The sequence below is a fragment of the Streptomyces sp. NPDC051214 genome, from assembly GCF_040682375.1.
In the GTDB taxonomy this organism is placed as follows: Bacteria; Actinomycetota; Actinomycetes; order Streptomycetales; family Streptomycetaceae; genus Streptomyces.
Window position 1 is genome coordinate 331891 of the sequence record NZ_JBFBAT010000008.1, and the last position, 15350, is coordinate 347240.

The following is a 15350-nucleotide window of genomic DNA, read 5'->3' on the forward strand; positions in this document are numbered from 1 at the left end:
CGCCATGGCCCCGACCCGCAACGACGACGTCGACTGGGACAGCTGGCCCGTCCAGGACTACCTCGGCGAGAACTACCGCGAACTGCACCCGTCCGACGCCGCGGTCATCGCCCATCACTCCGCCTTCTACCGGCGGTTCGGCCGGGCGAGCGCCGCGTGCTCCCTGGAGTTCGGGGCGGGGCCCAACCTCTATCCGCTGATGATGGCCGCCGCCGCGAGCCGCCGCATCGACGCCGTCGAGGCGAGCGCCGCGGGTGTCGCCTATCTGACCCGGCAGCTCGAACAGGCCCCCGATGCAAGCTGGTTGCCCTTCCACGCACTGTGCCGCCGCCTCAACCCCGAGCTGCCGTCCACGCTTCCGGAGACCCTGGCGGGCGTGCGCGTCGTGCACGGCGACGTCCGGGCGCTGGAACCCGGCACGTACGACATCGCGTCGATGAACTTCGTCGCCGAGGGCGTCACCGAGGACTTCACGGAGTTCACGGACTTCTGCCACCGCTTCGTGCGCTCGGTCGTCCCGGGCGGGCATCTCGTCGCGGCGTTCATGGAGAACATGCCGACGTACCGCATCGGGCCCGCGTCCCGGTGGCCCGGCTGTCCGGTGGACCCCGCCGTCGTCACCGAGGTGTTCGCCCCGCTCACCGAGCATCTCGCGGTCACCCGGATCGACGCCGACCCGACGCTGCCGGACTACGGGGACTCCGGGATGGTGCTGCTCACGGCAGCGCGGCGGGCATGAGCGGCACCCTCAGGCGCCCGCCTCCTGCAGCGCGAAAGCCGTCTCCACCAGGGCGATGTGGCTGAACGCCTGCGGTGCGTTGCCCAGTTGGCGGTGACTGTCCGGGTCCCACTGCTCCGCGAGCAGACCCACGTCGTTGCGTACGTCCAGGACACGTTCGAAGGTTTCCCGCGCCTGCGTGAGCCGGCCGGTGGCCGCCAGCGCGTCGGCGTACCAGAGGGAGCACGCCACGAACGTGCCCTCGGTGCCTCGCATGCCGTCGACGCCGATGGCACCCGGGCCACCGTTCACGCCGGTGGCACCCGAACCGTCGTGGCCGTACCTCCGCACGAACCCGTGATGGTCCAGGGCCCCCATCGCCCGTACGGTGTCGTGCACCCGCGGGTCGTCGGCGTGCAGGAAGCCGACCTTGGGGATCAGCAGGGCCGACGCGTCGAGGGCGGGCGACCCGTAGGACTGCACGAACGTCCGCCGTCCTTCGTCCCACCCCTCGCGGCACACCTCCCGGTGCACCGCGTCCCGCATGGCGCGCCACTCCCCCGCGGACTCGTTCCTGCCGAGCATCTCGCCCATGCGCAGGGCACGGTCCGCCGCGACCCAAGACATGACCCGGGAGTGGACGAACTGCCGCCCCGCGCCGCGGACTTCCCACAGCCCCTGGTCCGGCTCGCGCCAGTGCTCCCGCAGGTGGCTCATCAGGGATTCCACCAGACTCCACAGGTGGGGCTGCATCGGGATTCCCGCCCGCAGCGACAGATAGAGCGTGTCGAGGACCTCGCCGTAGACGTCCAGCTGGAGCTGATGGGCCGCGGCGTTCCCGAACCGTACGGGCCGCGAGCCCTCGTAGCCGGAGAGCCAGGGCGCCTCGGCCTCCGGCAGCCGCCGCTGTCCCTCCACCCCGTACACCGCCTGAAGGTCGGCGGGGCCGCCCGCCACGGCACGCGTCAGCCAGCCGAGCCAGGCCGTCGCCTCGTCGCGGTAGCCGCTGCGCAGGAGGGCGGAGAGGGTGAGCGTGGAATCGTGCAGCCAGCAGTAGCGGTGGTCCCAGTTGCGCTCGCCGCCGACGCACTCGGGGAGCGAGGTGGTCGGTGCGGCGACGATGCCGCCCGTGGGCGCGTAGGTGAGGGCCTTCAGCGTGATCAGCGAGCGGGTGACCGCTTCCCGCCAGGGGCCCTGGTAGCGGCACTTGGCGGTCCAGCGCCGCCAGAAGTCGCCGGTCGCCTTCAGCGCGGTCTCCGCCGGGACCCGCAGGGGCTCGGGCGGTTCGGGCAGGTGGGAGGGGGCCCACACGAGTTGCAGCGAGAGGCGCTGGCCCGCCGAGACGGTGAAGTCCAGGGCACTGGAGTCACGGACGCCCGGGTCATGGGCGGTCGCGTCGTGAAGGCCGGTGCGTATCTCCATCGGGCCGTCGGCGCTCAGCCAGAGGGAGTCGGGGCCGGCCACGGCGACCGTGCAGTGCTCCTGAGGGCGCACCCACGGCACGACGCGGCCCTGGTTGAAGCGCGGCCGCAGTTCGCTGCGCATGGCCACGGCGCCGGACAGGCCCTCGACGACGCGCACGATGCAGGGCAGACCCGCGCGCGGAGGCATGAAGTCCGTGACGCGCACGGCACCGGCCGGGCACTCCCAGCGGGAGTCCACGACCAGGGTGTCCTGGCGGTAGGCCCGCCGCGTGCAGGGTCCCGCGCCGACGGGTGAGACCCGCCAGAACCCGTTGTCCGCCGTGCCGAGCAGCGCGGCGAAACAGGCCGGGGAGTCGAAGCGCGGCAGGCAGAGCCAGTCGATCGACCCGTCCCTGCCGAGCATGGCAGCGGTTTCCAGGTCGCTGATGAGGGCGTAGTCCTCGATGCGAGCGTTCATGATCGAGTCACGCCGTCGTGCACCTTGCCGCCCTCTCATTGTACGGCGGACGGGCCCGTCAGGCCTGGGCTCAGGCCCCCGCTCGACGCACCACATCCACCATGTGCAACGGCCATGGACAGCCCCCGAACCGCTGTGATCTCATCCGTCCGGGCGGATCGATCGAGTTCGCCTCCGCTCAGGCCCGAAAGACCCCCACACATGCAGAAGACCAAGTCCGCGCTCTGGGAATTCCTCCAGGGCCTCGGCAAGACGTTCATGCTCCCGGTGGCCCTGCTCGCGTTCTGCGGCATCATGCTGGGCATCGGCTCGTCGCTCTCCAGCGAAGCCGTCACCGACAACCTCACCTTCCTCCGGGGCGAGGGCTTCCACCTCGTCTTCACGTGGATGGCGAGCACCGGCCTCGTCGCCTTCAAGTTCCTCCCCGTGATGTTCGCGATAGCCATCCCGCTGGGGCTTGCCCGCGAGGACAAGGGTGTCGCGGCGTTCTCCGGCTTCGTCGGCTACGCCGCGATGAACCTGGCGGTGAACTTCTACCTCACCGCCAAGGGCGTGGACCTGGAGGACGAGAAGGCCGTCGCGCACTACGGCATCGCCGACGTCATCGGCATCCAGTCCATCGATACGGGACTGCTCGGCGCCGTAGCTGTTGGCATCGTTGTCAGCGTGCTCCACCAGCGCTTTCGTGCCCAGCGGATGCCGGACGCGCTCGCCTTCTTCGGCGGTCTGCGGTTCGTGCCGATCATCTCGACGCTGGTCCTCAGCCTGCTCGGTCTGCTGATCCCGCTGGTGTGGCCGACGTTCAACGGCTGGATCTCGGACCTCGGGCGCGCGATCGGTCACGCGGGTGTCTTCGGCCCGTTCTTCTTCGGCATGGGCGAGGTGCTGCTCCGGCCGATCGGCCTGCACCACATCCTCGTCGCCATGTTCCGCTTCACGGACGTCGGCGGCTCCGGCGCGGTCTGCGGCGATCAGGTCTCCGGCGCGCTGAACCTCTTCTACGCCCAGCTCAACTGCGCGGCCCCGCCCGGTGAGGCGGTCACCGACGCCACGAACTTCCTCTCCCAGGGCAAGATGGCGGTCTACCTCGGCGGGCTGCCGGGCGCGGCCCTGGCGATGTACCACTGCGCGAACAAGAAGATGCGCCCGGAGATCAAGGCGCTCCTTGTCTCCGGCGTCGTCGCCTGCGTCGTCGGCGGCATCACGGAACCGCTGGAGTTCCTGTTCCTGTTCATCGCGCCGTGGCTGTACCTGCTCCACGCCGTCCTCGTCGGCCTCGGGTTCCTGACCGCCGCCGTCCTCGGGGTGTTCATCGGCAACACCGACGGCAATGTCATCGACTGGCTCGTCTTCGGCGTCCTTCAGGGCACGACCACGAAGTGGTACCTGATACCCGTCATCGCCGCCGTGTGGTTCGCCGGCTACTACTTCCTGTTCCGCTGGGCCATCACCCGCTTCGACCTCAAGACGCCGGGGCGGGAGGAGCCGGTGGCGGAGGAGGCCGATGAGGGGGCGCGCGCCAAGGAGAAGGAAGAGGACGCGGCCGGAGCTCCCCGTGAGCTGATCGCGGGGAAGTACGACGCCGTGGCGATCCTGGAGGCGATCGGCGGCGCCGAGAACATCCAGACCCTCGACAACTGCATCACCCGCCTGCGCATGACGGTCGCGGACGCCGAACGGGTCGACGAGGCCCGGCTGAAGAAGCTGGGCGCGGTGGGGGTCATCAAGCTCGACGCGCACAATGTGCAGGTGATCATCGGTCCGCAGGTGCAGTCGGTGAAGGACGCGATCGCGTCGATGGTGCGGGTGGGCTGAGAAAATGCATGCCCCCTCCCACCGCGGCTTCGACTTCGATTTCGACAAACCCATCGACCGGCACGGCACGTGGTGCACGCAGTGGGACTACGTGGAGGACCGCTTCGGCGTCCCTGACCTGCTGCCGTTCACCATCTCGGACATGGACTTCGAGACGGCGCCCGCGGTCCTGGCGGCTCTTCGCGGCAGGCTCGACCACGGTGTGCTCGGCTACTCCCGCTGGCGCCAGACGGACTTCCTATCCGCGATCGTCGACTGGTACGGCGAACGCCACGCGACCGAGGTGGACCCGGAGTCGATCGTCTACGGCCCGTCCGTGATCTACCAGATCTCCCAGCTCCTGCGCCTGTGGTCCCGCCCCGGCGACGGCGTCGTCGTCCACACGCCGACGTACGACGCGTTCCCCAAAACAATCGCCGCGCACGAGCGGCGGCTGCTCGGCTGCCCGCTCGGCGACTGGGCCGAACTGGAACGGCTCCTCGCCCTGCCGGACACGTCCGTCCTGCTGCTCTGCTCACCCCACAACCCCACCGGCCACGTGTGGACGGAGGCCGAGCTGGACCGCACCGCGGTGCTATGCGCGCGGCACGGCGTCGCGGTGATCAGCGACGAGATCCACTCGGACCTGGTCCACCCGCCGCACGTCCACCGCCCATGGCCCCTGCACGGCACGCGCGAGGGACAATGGGCGCTGGTGACGTCAGCATCAAAATCCTTCAACATCCCAGCCCTGACAGGCAGTTACGGCATCATCACCGACCCGGCAACGCGCGAGGCGTATCTCCGCAACCTCAAGGAGGCCGACGGTCTGTCCTCCCCGGCGGTGCTCTCCTTGGTCGGGCACATCGCGGCGTACCGCCAGGGCGCCCCATGGCTGGACGCCCTGGGCACGTACCTCCGCGGCAACCTCGCCCTGATCGCCGACCACCTGAACAAGGCGTTCCCCACCCTGAACTGGACCCCACCAGAGGCGGGCTACCTAGCCTGGATCGACCTACGCCCCCTGCACGTGGACGACGAGCCCCTCCAACGCGAACTGACCGAAACCCAGAGGGTGGCCATCATGCCCGGCACAACATACGAGGCCCCCGGCCACGTACGCCTGAACGCGGGGTGCCCACGGGGGAAGGTCGAGCGGGGGGCGAGGGCGCTGGTGGCGGCGGTACGGGCGGTCCAGCGCGGGGACGCGGCGGGCTGAGACGGGAGGCCGGGCCGGTCTGCGCAGGTCAGGCCGGTCCTCCAGGGCTGAACGCCGTGGTCCGTTGGTACAGTCGCGAAGTTGTCCCTCGTACCCGGGAGATCCGTGTCATGGCCGTCGATGAGCTCGACACCCGCATTCTGCGGCTTCTTCTGGAGCAGCCTCGTACCAGTGTGCGGGAGTACGCGCGTGTGCTCGGGGTTGCTCGTGGGACGCTGCAGGCGCGGCTTGATCGGCTTGAGCGGGACGGGGTGATCACCGGGAACGGGCCTTCGTTGTCGGCTGCCGCGCTCGGGCATCCGGTGCTCGCCTTTGTGCACATCGAGGTCACCCAGGGGCACCTGGACGAGGTGGGGGACGCGCTCGCCGCCGTGCCGGAGATCATCGAGGCGTTCTCGATCACCGGCGGCGGTGATCTCCTGACCCGCGTGGTGGCCCGGGACAACGGCCACCTGGAGGACGTGGTCCAGCAGCTGATCCAGATGCCGGGCGTGGTCCGCACCCGTACGGAGATGGCGCTGCGCGAGCGCGTCCCGCACCGTCTGCTGCCGCTCGTCGAGTCGATCGGCAAGGCCTCCGCCGAGCAGCGTTGAACTGCGGCTTTGGCATCCTGGAGTGCATGAGCATCTTCGGCGGCACCTCGGTCATCTTCGATCTCGACGGCACGCTCGTGGACAGCGAGCCGAATTACTACGAGGCGTCGCGCGAGCTGCTCGCCGAGCACGGCGTGGCCTACACCTGGGCCGACAACGAGCAGTACGTGGGCATCGGCACCCAGGAGACCCTCGCCACGTGGAAGGACCGGTACGGCATCGGCGTACCGGTGGTCGAACTGCTCTCGGAGCTCGACCGGCGCTATCTCGCGCTCGCCCGCGCCGACACCCACGTCTTCCCCGAGATGCGGAAGTTCGTGGAGCGGCTGCACGGCGCCGGGGTGCCGATGGCCGTGGCCTCCGGGTCGTCCCGAGCCGCCATCGAGGCGATCCTCGCGGGCACCGGCCTCGACGCGCTCCTGACCACCGTCGTCTCGGCGGAGGAGGTCGCGCACGGCAAGCCCGCGCCCGACGTGTTCCTGGCCGCCGCCGCGCTCCTCGGGGCGGACCCGGCCGACTGCGTGGTCCTGGAGGACGCCGCTCCGGGCGCGGTCGCGGCGCACGCGGCGGGCATGCGTTGCATCGCGATCCCCTACGTCACCGCCCACGCCGGCCAAGAGGCGTTCGCGTCGGCGGAACTGCTGCTGCGGGGCGGGCAGGCCGAGTTCACCGCGCAGGCGGCCTGGGACCACCTGGCCGCGCCGGCCCGGTCGTAGCCGCCGCCCGCTCCGCAAGATCCGCCTTCTTGATCTTGCCCGTCGCGGTGAGCGGCAGTTCGTCCAGGATCTCGACCGCCGGCACCTTGTAGGTCGCCATGGCACCGGCCGCCCACTCGCGCAGGTCCCGCGCCGTGAGGGCGCTGCCGGGGGCGGTGCGCACGTACGCGTGGGGGCGCTGACCCGCCTCCGGGTCGGGGACGGCGACGACGGCCGCCGCGAGGACGTCGGGGTGCCGGGTGAGCAGGGTCTCGACCTCGGCGGGGAAGACGCTCATGCCCTTGACCTTGATCATGTCCTTGTCGCGGCCGAGGTAGTGCAGGCAGCCGTCCTCGTCGAGGCGCCCGATGTCGCCGGTGTGCAGCCAGCCGTCCCGCAGGGCGGCCGCCGTCGCCTCGGGGGCCCGCCAGTAGCGGGTGAGCACCGAAGGGCCGCTGACGATGATCTCGCCGGGCTGTCCGATCGGCAGCGGTTCGCCGCTTCCGAAGTCGACGATCAGGATGTCGGTGCCGGGGACGGGAAGCCCGCAGAACGTCGCGTCGCCCGACAGGTCGTGGTCCCCGTCCTGGAAGCCGAGCGTGCTGGTGTCGCTGGTGTGCGTCTCGGTCATGCCGTACGAGGCCTCACGCAGCACGCTGTCCGGGCCGACGGCCGCGCGCCAGCGGGCCCGGAGTTCCGGGGGCAGCCTGCGGACGAAGGACACGGTGAGCGGATCGGTCAGCGAACTCAGGTCGTGGCGTGCGAAGTCGGGGTGGTCGAGCAGTTCGAGGTAGTTCTCCACCGTCCCGGCCATGGTGGTGACCCCGTGCCGCGCGATGGCGGCGAGTACGGCGGCCGGGTCCCAGCGGGGCAGCAGCACGCTGGTGCCGCCGGAGACGAGCGGCGCGAGGATCCCGAGGTTCTCCCCCGCTATCCAGAAGACCGGCAGGTAGCAGAGCGAGACGATGCCGTCGTCCGACGGCAGGGGGCCGCGGCCGTTGTCGATGGCGGTGGCCGTGTAGACCATGTGGCGCTGTGTGTGCTCGCACCCCTTGGGCATCCCGGTGGTGCCGCCGGTGTAGTTGAGCGCGGCGAGCGCGTCCAGGTCGTCGGCCGTCCGCCCGAGCGGCGCGTGCCCCACGGCCGCGGCCCACGCCTCGCTGTCGTCGGCCACCAGGACGTCCCGTACGGTCGTCCCCGCGCGCACCTCGTCGAGCACACCGGTCAGTGAGCTGTGCGTGACGACGATTTCGGGCCCCGCGTCCCGCAGTTCATGGCTCAGCTCCGCCGCGCGGAACATCGGGTTGACCGGCACATGCACCGCTCCGACGCGCAGCACGGCCAGCATCGCGACGACGAACTGCGGGCAGTTGGGCAGCTGCACGCCCACCCGGTCGCCCGGCCGCACGCCCCGCGCGTCGAGCCAGCCCGCCAACCGGTCCGTACGTTCGTCGAGTTGGCGGTACGAGATGACCTCGTCACCGAAGACGAGTGCGGGCCGCTCCGGCGCGGTCCGCGCCCAGTGCGCCACATGGCCGGGCACGGTCCGCGTGCCCGTGCGATGCTCCGCCGTGTCCCCCTGCCGTCCGCGCCGGGCCTTCTCCTGGCGGGCACGCAGGTCGCGCAGCTGGTCTTCCCTGGGCATGGGGCGGCTCCTCAGCGTGGGGCCCGGTCGGGGGTCCGATCGGGGTCCAGGTCCGGGTGATCGACTCCGAGCAGGTGCAGGAACATGGCGGTCACGTCGCGCACGGCCGCGTCGTACGTCTCCGGGGCGGACGCCGTGAGCCGGGCGAACTGGATGCTCATGCCGCCGACCGCGCGTGCCACGGCGAGCGGATCGGCGACCGGCCGGGCCGTGCCCTCGGCCGCGAGCCGCCGGATGTAGCGGGCGGAGCGGTGGATCGGGCGCTCCTGGGTCTCCTCCCACAGGGCGCGTACGTCCGTGTCGGTCTGCGCCTGCTGTTCCAACAGGCGCAGCAGTGGCAGGTGTTGGGCGTACGCGGCGATGAAGGCGGCGGTCGACGCCTCGACGACCTCGCGGGCATCGTCACGGTCGACGCCCGGCACATCCTGCGCGGCGAGGAACGCGTCCCGTACGCGCACCGCGAGGACGCGGAAGATCTCCTCCTTGGACGCGAAGTACACATAGAAGCCCGCCCGCGAGACCTCCGCCTCCGCGGTGATGTCGGCGATGGTCGTCGCGCCGTACCCGCGCCGCGCGAACACGGCCTCGGCGGCGTCCAGGAGCCGCCCACGGGCCGGGGCGTCGCTGCGGTCGCGGGCGGTGCGGGTCGCCCAGGGCTGTTGATGTCGTGCCACGCGGCGAGCTTATTGACGTTGACGCCAATGTCAATGAGCATGGCGGCGCCGGATGCCTCAGGGGCGGATACCTCAGGGCCGGATATCTCAGGAGGGCTTCATGGGTTCTGCCGCCGTGCTCGTCGCCAACCGCGGGGAGATCGCCGTCCGCGTCCTGCAGGCCGCCGCGGAGGCCGGCCTGCGCACGGTCGCCGTGTACGCGCAGGACGACGCCGCCGCCCGGCACGTGCAACTGGCCGATGAGGCGCAGCCGTTGGGCGGCACGGGTCCGGCCGCGTACCTGGACGCGGACGCGGTCCTTGCCGCGGCCCGCCGTTCCGGCTGCGAGTTGCTGCACCCCGGCTACGGATTTCTGAGCGAGGACGCGGAGTTCGCGGGGCGCTGCGCGGAGGCAGGGCTGCGGTTCGTGGGGCCGACCCCCGAGGTGCTCGGCCTGTTCGGCGACAAGGCACGCGCGCGTGCGCTCGCCACGCGGCTGGGCGTGCCTGTCCTCGCGGGCACGCGGGGGCCGACGAGCCTGGCCGACGCCACCGCGTTCCTTGCCGGACTCGGCCCTTCGGGCGCGGTGATGGTGAAGGCCATCGGTGGTGGCGGAGGGCGCGGCATGCGGGCCGTGCGGCACCCCGACGAGCTGGCGGACGCGTGGGAACGCTGCCGCTCCGAGGCCCTGCAGGGCTTCGGGCGCGCGGAGTTGTACGTGGAGGAGCTGCTGACCGGCGCCCGCCACATCGAGGTCCAGGTCCTGGGCGACGTGACCGGCGAGATCACCCACCTCTGGGAGCGCGACTGCAGCGCCCAGCGCCGCCACCAGAAGCTCGTCGAGATCGCTCCGGCACCGGGACTCGACCCGGCGGTCCGGGAAAAGCTCGTGACCGCGGCCCTGCGGATGGCCCGCGCGTGCGGCTACACCGGCCTCGGCACCTTCGAATTCCTGCTCCGCGGCGAGAAGATCCACTTCATCGAGGCCAACCCCCGCCTCCAGGTCGAACACACGGTCACCGAGGAGGTGACGGGCGTCGACCTGGTGATGACACAACTGCGCCTGGCCGCGGGCGAATCACTCGCGGCGCTCGGTCTCGCCGGACCGCCGCCCGAGCCACGCGGCTTCGCACTCCAGGCGCGCGTCAACGCCGAGTCCCCCCTGCCGGACGGCACCGCCCTCCCCTCCACCGGCACGCTCACCCGCTTCGACGTGCCGACGGGCCGCGGGGTGCGCGTGGACACGGCGGCGCGCAACGGAGCGGAGATCGGGGCGCGTTACGACTCACTGCTCGCCAAAGTCATCACGTACACGCCCCACGGGGACTTCGCCGCGGTCTGCGAACGCGCGTCCCGCGCCCTGGCGGACTTCGCCGTCGAGGGCGTACGCACCGGAATCCCCCTCCTGCGCGCACTGCTGGCCCATCCGGGCTTCACCGCGGGTGGCGCGCACACCGGTTTCGTGGCCGAGCACATGGCGGAACTGCTGCCCGATGACGCACCGGCGAGCGCGGACTCGGCCGTCGTCGCCCCCATGACGGGGACGGTCGTCACCGTCGACGTGTCGGTGGGCGAACAGGTCGCCGCCGGGCAGCAGTTGCTCGTGCTCGAGGCGATGAAGATGGAGCACGTCCTGCGCGCGACGACCCCCGGAACGGTGACCGCCCTGCACGCGCACGTCGGCGGCACGGCCTCGGAGGGCCACCCCTTGGTCACGGTGGAGGCATCGGCGGCGGGCGAGGCGGCCACGGGGCTCGCCGAGGAGATCTCGGACCCGGACGCCATCCGGCCGGACCTGGCCGAGACCCTGGAGCGGCACGCAATCGGCCTGGACGCCCGACGCCCCGAAGCCGTCGCCAAACGCCATCGCATCGGGCGCCGCACGGCTCGCGAGAACATCGACGACCTGTGCGACGACGGCACGTTCACGGAGTACGGCGCCCTCGCGATCGCCGCCCAGCGCCGCCGCCGCTCCCTCGACGACCTGATCGCCTCGACGCCCGCCGACGGCATGGTCACCGGCACGGGGCGGATCGACGGCGTGCGGTGCGTGGCGATGTCGTACGACTACACCGTCCTCGCCGGCACCCAGGGTCTGCAGAACCACCGCAAGACGGACCGGATGCTCCAACTGGCGGAGGAAAGGCGGCTGCCCGTCGTGCTGTTCGCCGAGGGCGGCGGCGGTCGCCCCGGGGACACCGACTCGACGTCGGTCGCCGGGCTCGACGTGACGACGTTTCATCAGATGGGGCGACTGAGCGGTCAAGTCCCCTTGGTTGGCATCGCGTCGGGCCGGTGCTTCGCGGGAAACGCGGCCCTGCTCGGCACCTGCGACGTGGTGATCGCGACGCCGGAGGCCAGCATCGGGATGGGCGGTCCCGCGATGATCGAGGGCGGGGGCCTCGGCGTGTTCCGTCCCGAGGAGGTCGGTCCGCTCTCCGTGCAGGTGCCCAACGGGGTGGTGGACGTCGCGGTGGCCGACGAGGCGGAGGCGGTGCGGGTGGCACGGAAGTACCTGTCCTACTTCGCGTACGACCCTGGGGCAGACCGCAGTTGGGAGGCACCGGACCCCCGGCTCCTGCGGCACGCGGTTCCGGAGAACCGGCGTCGCGCCTATGACGTGCGGGCCGCGATCGAGGGCATCGCCGACACGGACTCGGTCCTGGAACTGCGGCGCGGTTTCGGCGTGGGCATCCTCACGGCTCTCGTACGCGTCGAGGGCCGGCCGTTGGGGCTGCTCGCCAACAACCCCGGACATCTGGGTGGGGCGATCGACCGTGACGCGGCCGACAAGGCGGAGCGTTTCCTGCGGCTGTGCGACGCGTTCGGGCTGCCCGTCGTCTCCCTCTGTGACACACCGGGCTTCATGGTCGGCCCGGGCGCCGAACGGACCGCGACCGTACGGCACTTCTCCAGGCTCTTCGTGACCGGCGCCCAGCTCCGCGTCCCGCTGGTCAGCCTGGTGCTGCGCAAGGCGTACGGCCTCGGTGCGATGGCCATGATGGGCGGCTCCACGCGCGCCCCCGTGGCCACGGCGGCGTGGCCGAGCGGCGAGTTCGGCGGGATGGGGCTGGAAGGTGCCGTCCGCCTCGGCTACCGCAAGGAACTGGCGGCGATCGTCGATCCCGTGGAGCGGCAGAGGGTGTTCGACGCCCATGTCGCCGAGCTGTACGAGCACGGCAAGGCGGTGAACGCGGCGGCTGCGCTGGAGATCGACGCGGTCATCGACCCGGCGGATTCGCGGGGGTGGATCCTTGCGGCGCTGGAGGGGGCGGGTGGGGCAGGTGGGGCAGGTGGGGCGCGACCGTGACCGGCGACCGAAGCCCGGTCACGGGTCCGGTCTCGGTCGCGGGTCCGATCGGTCCCGGTCGCGCGAGCCCGGTGCCCAGCCCCGTCCGTATCAGTACATGATCCCCACGAGGCCGTCCCCCTGCTCGGCGCAGACGAGTCCGCCCGCGCAACAGGCGCCCCAGCTGCCGGATCCGGGACCGAAGAGGGTCACCCGTTCCCAGTGCTCCGCCGTCGGCCTGGCGCGTGAGAGGCGCAGGCCGAGCTCGCCCACCGCCACGTCGGCGGGCGGCGGCCCGCCCGGCGTCGCGGTGGCCCCGGGCAGTACGGCCACGATCTCCGCGGCGGGATAGCCGAAGAGGTCGATGTCGTCCCAGGCCACCGGAGTCGCTTCGGGGCGGTCCGGCCGGGCCCGCGCCTGGATCTCCACGCGGGCGAGCCGATCCGTGACGCCGGGCCCGCCGCCGCCGAAGCCCAGGACCACGCCGTCGAGCTCGGCGTCGAAGTTCCACTCGGGCTCGAAGAGGAGGCCGCCGAGCCAGGCGTCGTGCGCGTGGCGGAGCTCCGCGTACTGGTCCAGGGTCAGGCCCATGCACTGCCGGTGCCGCGTGACCTTGTCGGGCGGCAACAGTTGTAGGACCTCGCCGGGCGTCATGCCGAACTTCAACAGCCCGGCACCGCCCGGCAGTTCTACGCCGACTTCTCGCAACAACTCCAACATTGCACCATTGTTCACCCGTTGACCGGGGTGGCAAGGCTGTTGACGAGATCACACAGAAACCGGTTGCACGGGCGCCGGCCGGCGACCGTCAGGACTGACGGTCAGGACTGGGGACGGCTGCCGTGGTTGGCCGCGTGCTTACGGCGCGCCTTCTTCTTGCGACGTCGCTTCGATGACATGCGCTTCCCCTCTCGCCGGGTGTGCCAGGAGTGGCATTTCAGGTGTTTTCCACCGTTCCACACGCCGCCTCGCCCGGCGACTGGGACGCCTCACGGCCTGCCGATGCAAACAGATTGTTCACAACATTCCATTGACACCACATTGTGTGCCACCCCATGCTGGACGGCATGACCTCGAATCTGGAGCAGCAGCCGGAGCAGCAGCCCGCCGAGACCGACTCCTTCAGCCCCACGCACCCGGACCAGGTGCGCGCGGGTCGCGCCCCCGCCGCCCTGTTCCGCATCGCCGAGCGCCACGCGGCCACGGACGAGCAGCGGCGGCGCCAGGTGCACGCCACGATCGTCGGTCCGTACGAGGCGGCGAGGCTCGTGACGTTCCTGCTGACCGGAGTCGCGGATCGCGAGGAGGGTGAGCCGGAGGTGGACCACGCGGACATCACCGCGGCGCTGACGCTCATGCCGATGGCGCGCGGCGAGATGGACCAGGTGGAGGCCGGACTTCTGCAGATGGCGCGCGGCCGGGGCATGACCTGGCCGGAGATCGCCTTCGGTCTCGGCCTCGGCACTCCGCAGGCGGCCAGGCAGCGCTACGAACGGCTGGTCGGCCGTACGTCGGTCGCCGACGCGGACACCACGCCCCCAAGCCCGTAGCCGCGACCGTTACCGCTCACTCCCCCCTCGCTCGCCCTCACGTCCCCGTGTGCCGGAGCCACACATAGCTGACGGGTTGCGGGGCGTTCCACTCCTTGGCCAGAGCGGGGGCAACCGGCAGGAAGCCGGCCCCGTGGTAGCAGCGCAAGGCGGCGGTGTTCGTGGGGTGGACGCGCATGAAGATCTCCGTGTAGCCGGCCCGCAGTGCCTGCTCGGCCAGGCCCCGCACCAGCCGCCGCCCGATGCCCCGCCCCCGGGCGCCCGGCGCCACGATGACGCGGGCGAGTTCCGCCTCGCCCTCCTCCTCGTCGCACCACACCTCCCCGTAGCCGAGGAGCGTCCCGCACGCGACCAGCACATGCCCGTGCGCGTCGGGGTCCTGCTGCCATCCGGCCACCACTCGCGCGGCCACGGGGAAGTCGTGCGACCCGCACCACAGGGCGACCTCGGCGGCGGAGGCGGGCCAGCGCGCCACCGTGGCCGCGTCCGCCACGGCGAAGGGTCGAAGCTCCATGTACGATCGCTCCCGCCATGCAGATGAATGCCAACTACACCAGTCTCGTCGCGGTCGGCGACTCCTTCACCGAGGGCATGTCGGACCTTCAGCCCGACGGCACCTACCGCGGCTGGGCAGATCTGCTCGCCGCCCGGATGGCTGCCGCCTCCCCCGGATTCCGGTACGCCAACCTCGCCGTACGCGGGAAACTCATCGGGCAGATCGTGGCCGAGCAGGTGGACGTCGCGGCGGCCATGCAGCCCGACGTGATCACCCTGGTGGGCGGTCTCAACGACACGTTGCGCCCCAAGTGCGACATGGTCCGCGTGCGCGACCTCCTGGAGGAGGCGGTCGAACGCCTGGCCCCCGCCTGCAAGCAGCTGGTCCTGATGCGCAGCCCGGGCAGGAACGGCCCCGTGTTCCAGCGCTTCCGCCCGCGCATGGAGGAACTCTTCGTCCACATCGACGATTTGGCGGCTCGGCACGGCGCCACGGTCGTGGACCTGTACGGGTCGGCCGCGCTCGGCGACCAGCGCATGTGGGACGTGGACCGGCTGCACCTGACGGCCGAGGGCCACCGCAGGGTCGCCGAAGCGGTGTGGCAGTCCCTCGGCTACGACCCCGAGGACGACTGGCAGACCCTGCTCCCGGCCACGGCCCCGCCGACCTGGGCCGCGCGCCGCGTGGCGGACATCCGCTTCGCCAGACAACACCTGGCCCCATGGATAGCCCGCCGCCTCACAGGCCGCTCCTCAGGAGACGGCCTCCCGGCCAAACGCCCGGACCTACTGCCGTGGGAGGACCCGCGGGAGTAAGG

13 protein-coding genes are annotated in these 15350 nt (G+C 71.4%); 8 read left to right on the plus strand and 5 right to left on the minus strand.

The genetic code is table 11. The features are described from left to right. Window positions 1–4 precede the first annotated feature (4 nt). Window positions 5–739, plus strand: coding sequence for a class I SAM-dependent methyltransferase (locus AB0M70_RS22910; RefSeq protein WP_365822101.1), 735 nt, complete (start codon window positions 5–7; stop codon window positions 737–739). A 9-nt stretch (window positions 740–748) separates the two neighbouring features. On the opposite strand, the gene AB0M70_RS22915 is transcribed toward AB0M70_RS22910, so the two are convergent. Continuing rightward, window positions 749–2599 carry a glycoside hydrolase family 15 protein gene (locus AB0M70_RS22915; RefSeq protein ID WP_365822103.1) on the minus strand — a complete coding sequence of 617 codons (1851 nt, stop codon included), beginning with the start codon at window positions 2597–2599 and terminating at the stop codon, window positions 749–751. Between the two features lie 201 nt (window positions 2600–2800). Here AB0M70_RS22915 and malX point away from each other — a divergent pair, with 201 nt between their 5' ends. The 4 genes from malX to AB0M70_RS22935 all read left to right on the plus strand — a co-directional run bounded on the left by malX (window position 2801) and on the right by AB0M70_RS22935 (window position 6921). Further along, the gene (malX, locus tag AB0M70_RS22920; protein ID WP_365822105.1) at window positions 2801–4414 is read left to right on the plus strand and encodes a maltose/glucose-specific PTS transporter subunit IIBC; all 1614 of its coding nucleotides are present in this window, start codon (window positions 2801–2803) and stop codon (window positions 4412–4414) included. Between the two features lie 4 nt (window positions 4415–4418). Next, a complete protein-coding gene (locus AB0M70_RS22925) occupies window positions 4419–5612 on the plus strand; it encodes a MalY/PatB family protein (protein WP_365822107.1) in 1194 nt (397 codons plus the stop codon). 110 nt (window positions 5613–5722) lie between these two features. Further along, window positions 5723–6205, plus strand: coding sequence for an Lrp/AsnC family transcriptional regulator (locus tag AB0M70_RS22930; protein ID WP_365822109.1), 483 nt, complete (start codon window positions 5723–5725; stop codon window positions 6203–6205). 26 nt (window positions 6206–6231) lie between these two features. Continuing rightward, the gene (locus AB0M70_RS22935; protein ID WP_365822111.1) at window positions 6232–6921 is read left to right on the plus strand and encodes an HAD family phosphatase; all 690 of its coding nucleotides are present in this window, start codon (window positions 6232–6234) and stop codon (window positions 6919–6921) included. Here AB0M70_RS22935 and AB0M70_RS22940 read toward each other — a convergent pair. Then, on the minus strand, window positions 6872–8545 hold the full coding sequence (locus AB0M70_RS22940; protein WP_365822113.1) for an AMP-binding protein: 1674 nt from the start codon (window positions 8543–8545) through the stop codon (window positions 6872–6874). The two genes, AB0M70_RS22935 and AB0M70_RS22940, sit on opposite strands and share 50 nt — an antisense overlap. A gap of 11 nt (window positions 8546–8556) precedes the next feature. Next, window positions 8557–9219 (minus strand): TetR/AcrR family transcriptional regulator, encoded by a 663-nt coding sequence (locus tag AB0M70_RS22945; RefSeq protein ID WP_365822115.1) that lies wholly within the window; start codon window positions 9217–9219, stop codon window positions 8557–8559. Between the two features lie 100 nt (window positions 9220–9319). Between AB0M70_RS22945 and AB0M70_RS22950 the strand changes: the two genes are divergently transcribed. Then, window positions 9320–12508, plus strand: a complete 3189-nt coding sequence (locus tag AB0M70_RS22950) for a carboxyl transferase domain-containing protein (RefSeq protein ID WP_365822117.1) — start codon at window positions 9320–9322, stop codon at window positions 12506–12508. A gap of 90 nt (window positions 12509–12598) precedes the next feature. Here the strand turns inward: AB0M70_RS22950 and AB0M70_RS22955 are convergent, their stop codons facing one another. After that, window positions 12599–13207, minus strand: coding sequence for a hypothetical protein (locus AB0M70_RS22955; protein WP_365822119.1), 609 nt, complete (start codon window positions 13205–13207; stop codon window positions 12599–12601). Between the two features lie 347 nt (window positions 13208–13554). Here AB0M70_RS22955 and AB0M70_RS22960 point away from each other — a divergent pair, with 347 nt between their 5' ends. Next, window positions 13555–14037: a DNA-binding protein gene (locus AB0M70_RS22960; RefSeq protein WP_365822121.1), complete on the plus strand. Its 483-nt coding sequence runs from the start codon at window positions 13555–13557 to the stop codon at window positions 14035–14037. A 37-nt stretch (window positions 14038–14074) separates the two neighbouring features. Here AB0M70_RS22960 and AB0M70_RS22965 read toward each other — a convergent pair whose 3' ends face one another. Beyond that, window positions 14075–14551, minus strand: a complete 477-nt coding sequence (locus AB0M70_RS22965; RefSeq protein WP_365822123.1) for a GNAT family N-acetyltransferase — start codon at window positions 14549–14551, stop codon at window positions 14075–14077. Between the two features lie 17 nt (window positions 14552–14568). On the opposite strand from AB0M70_RS22965, the gene AB0M70_RS22970 reads away from it, so the two are divergent. Beyond that, the gene (locus AB0M70_RS22970; RefSeq protein ID WP_365822125.1) at window positions 14569–15348 is read left to right on the plus strand and encodes an SGNH/GDSL hydrolase family protein; all 780 of its coding nucleotides are present in this window, start codon (window positions 14569–14571) and stop codon (window positions 15346–15348) included. Window positions 15349–15350 lie beyond the last annotated feature (2 nt).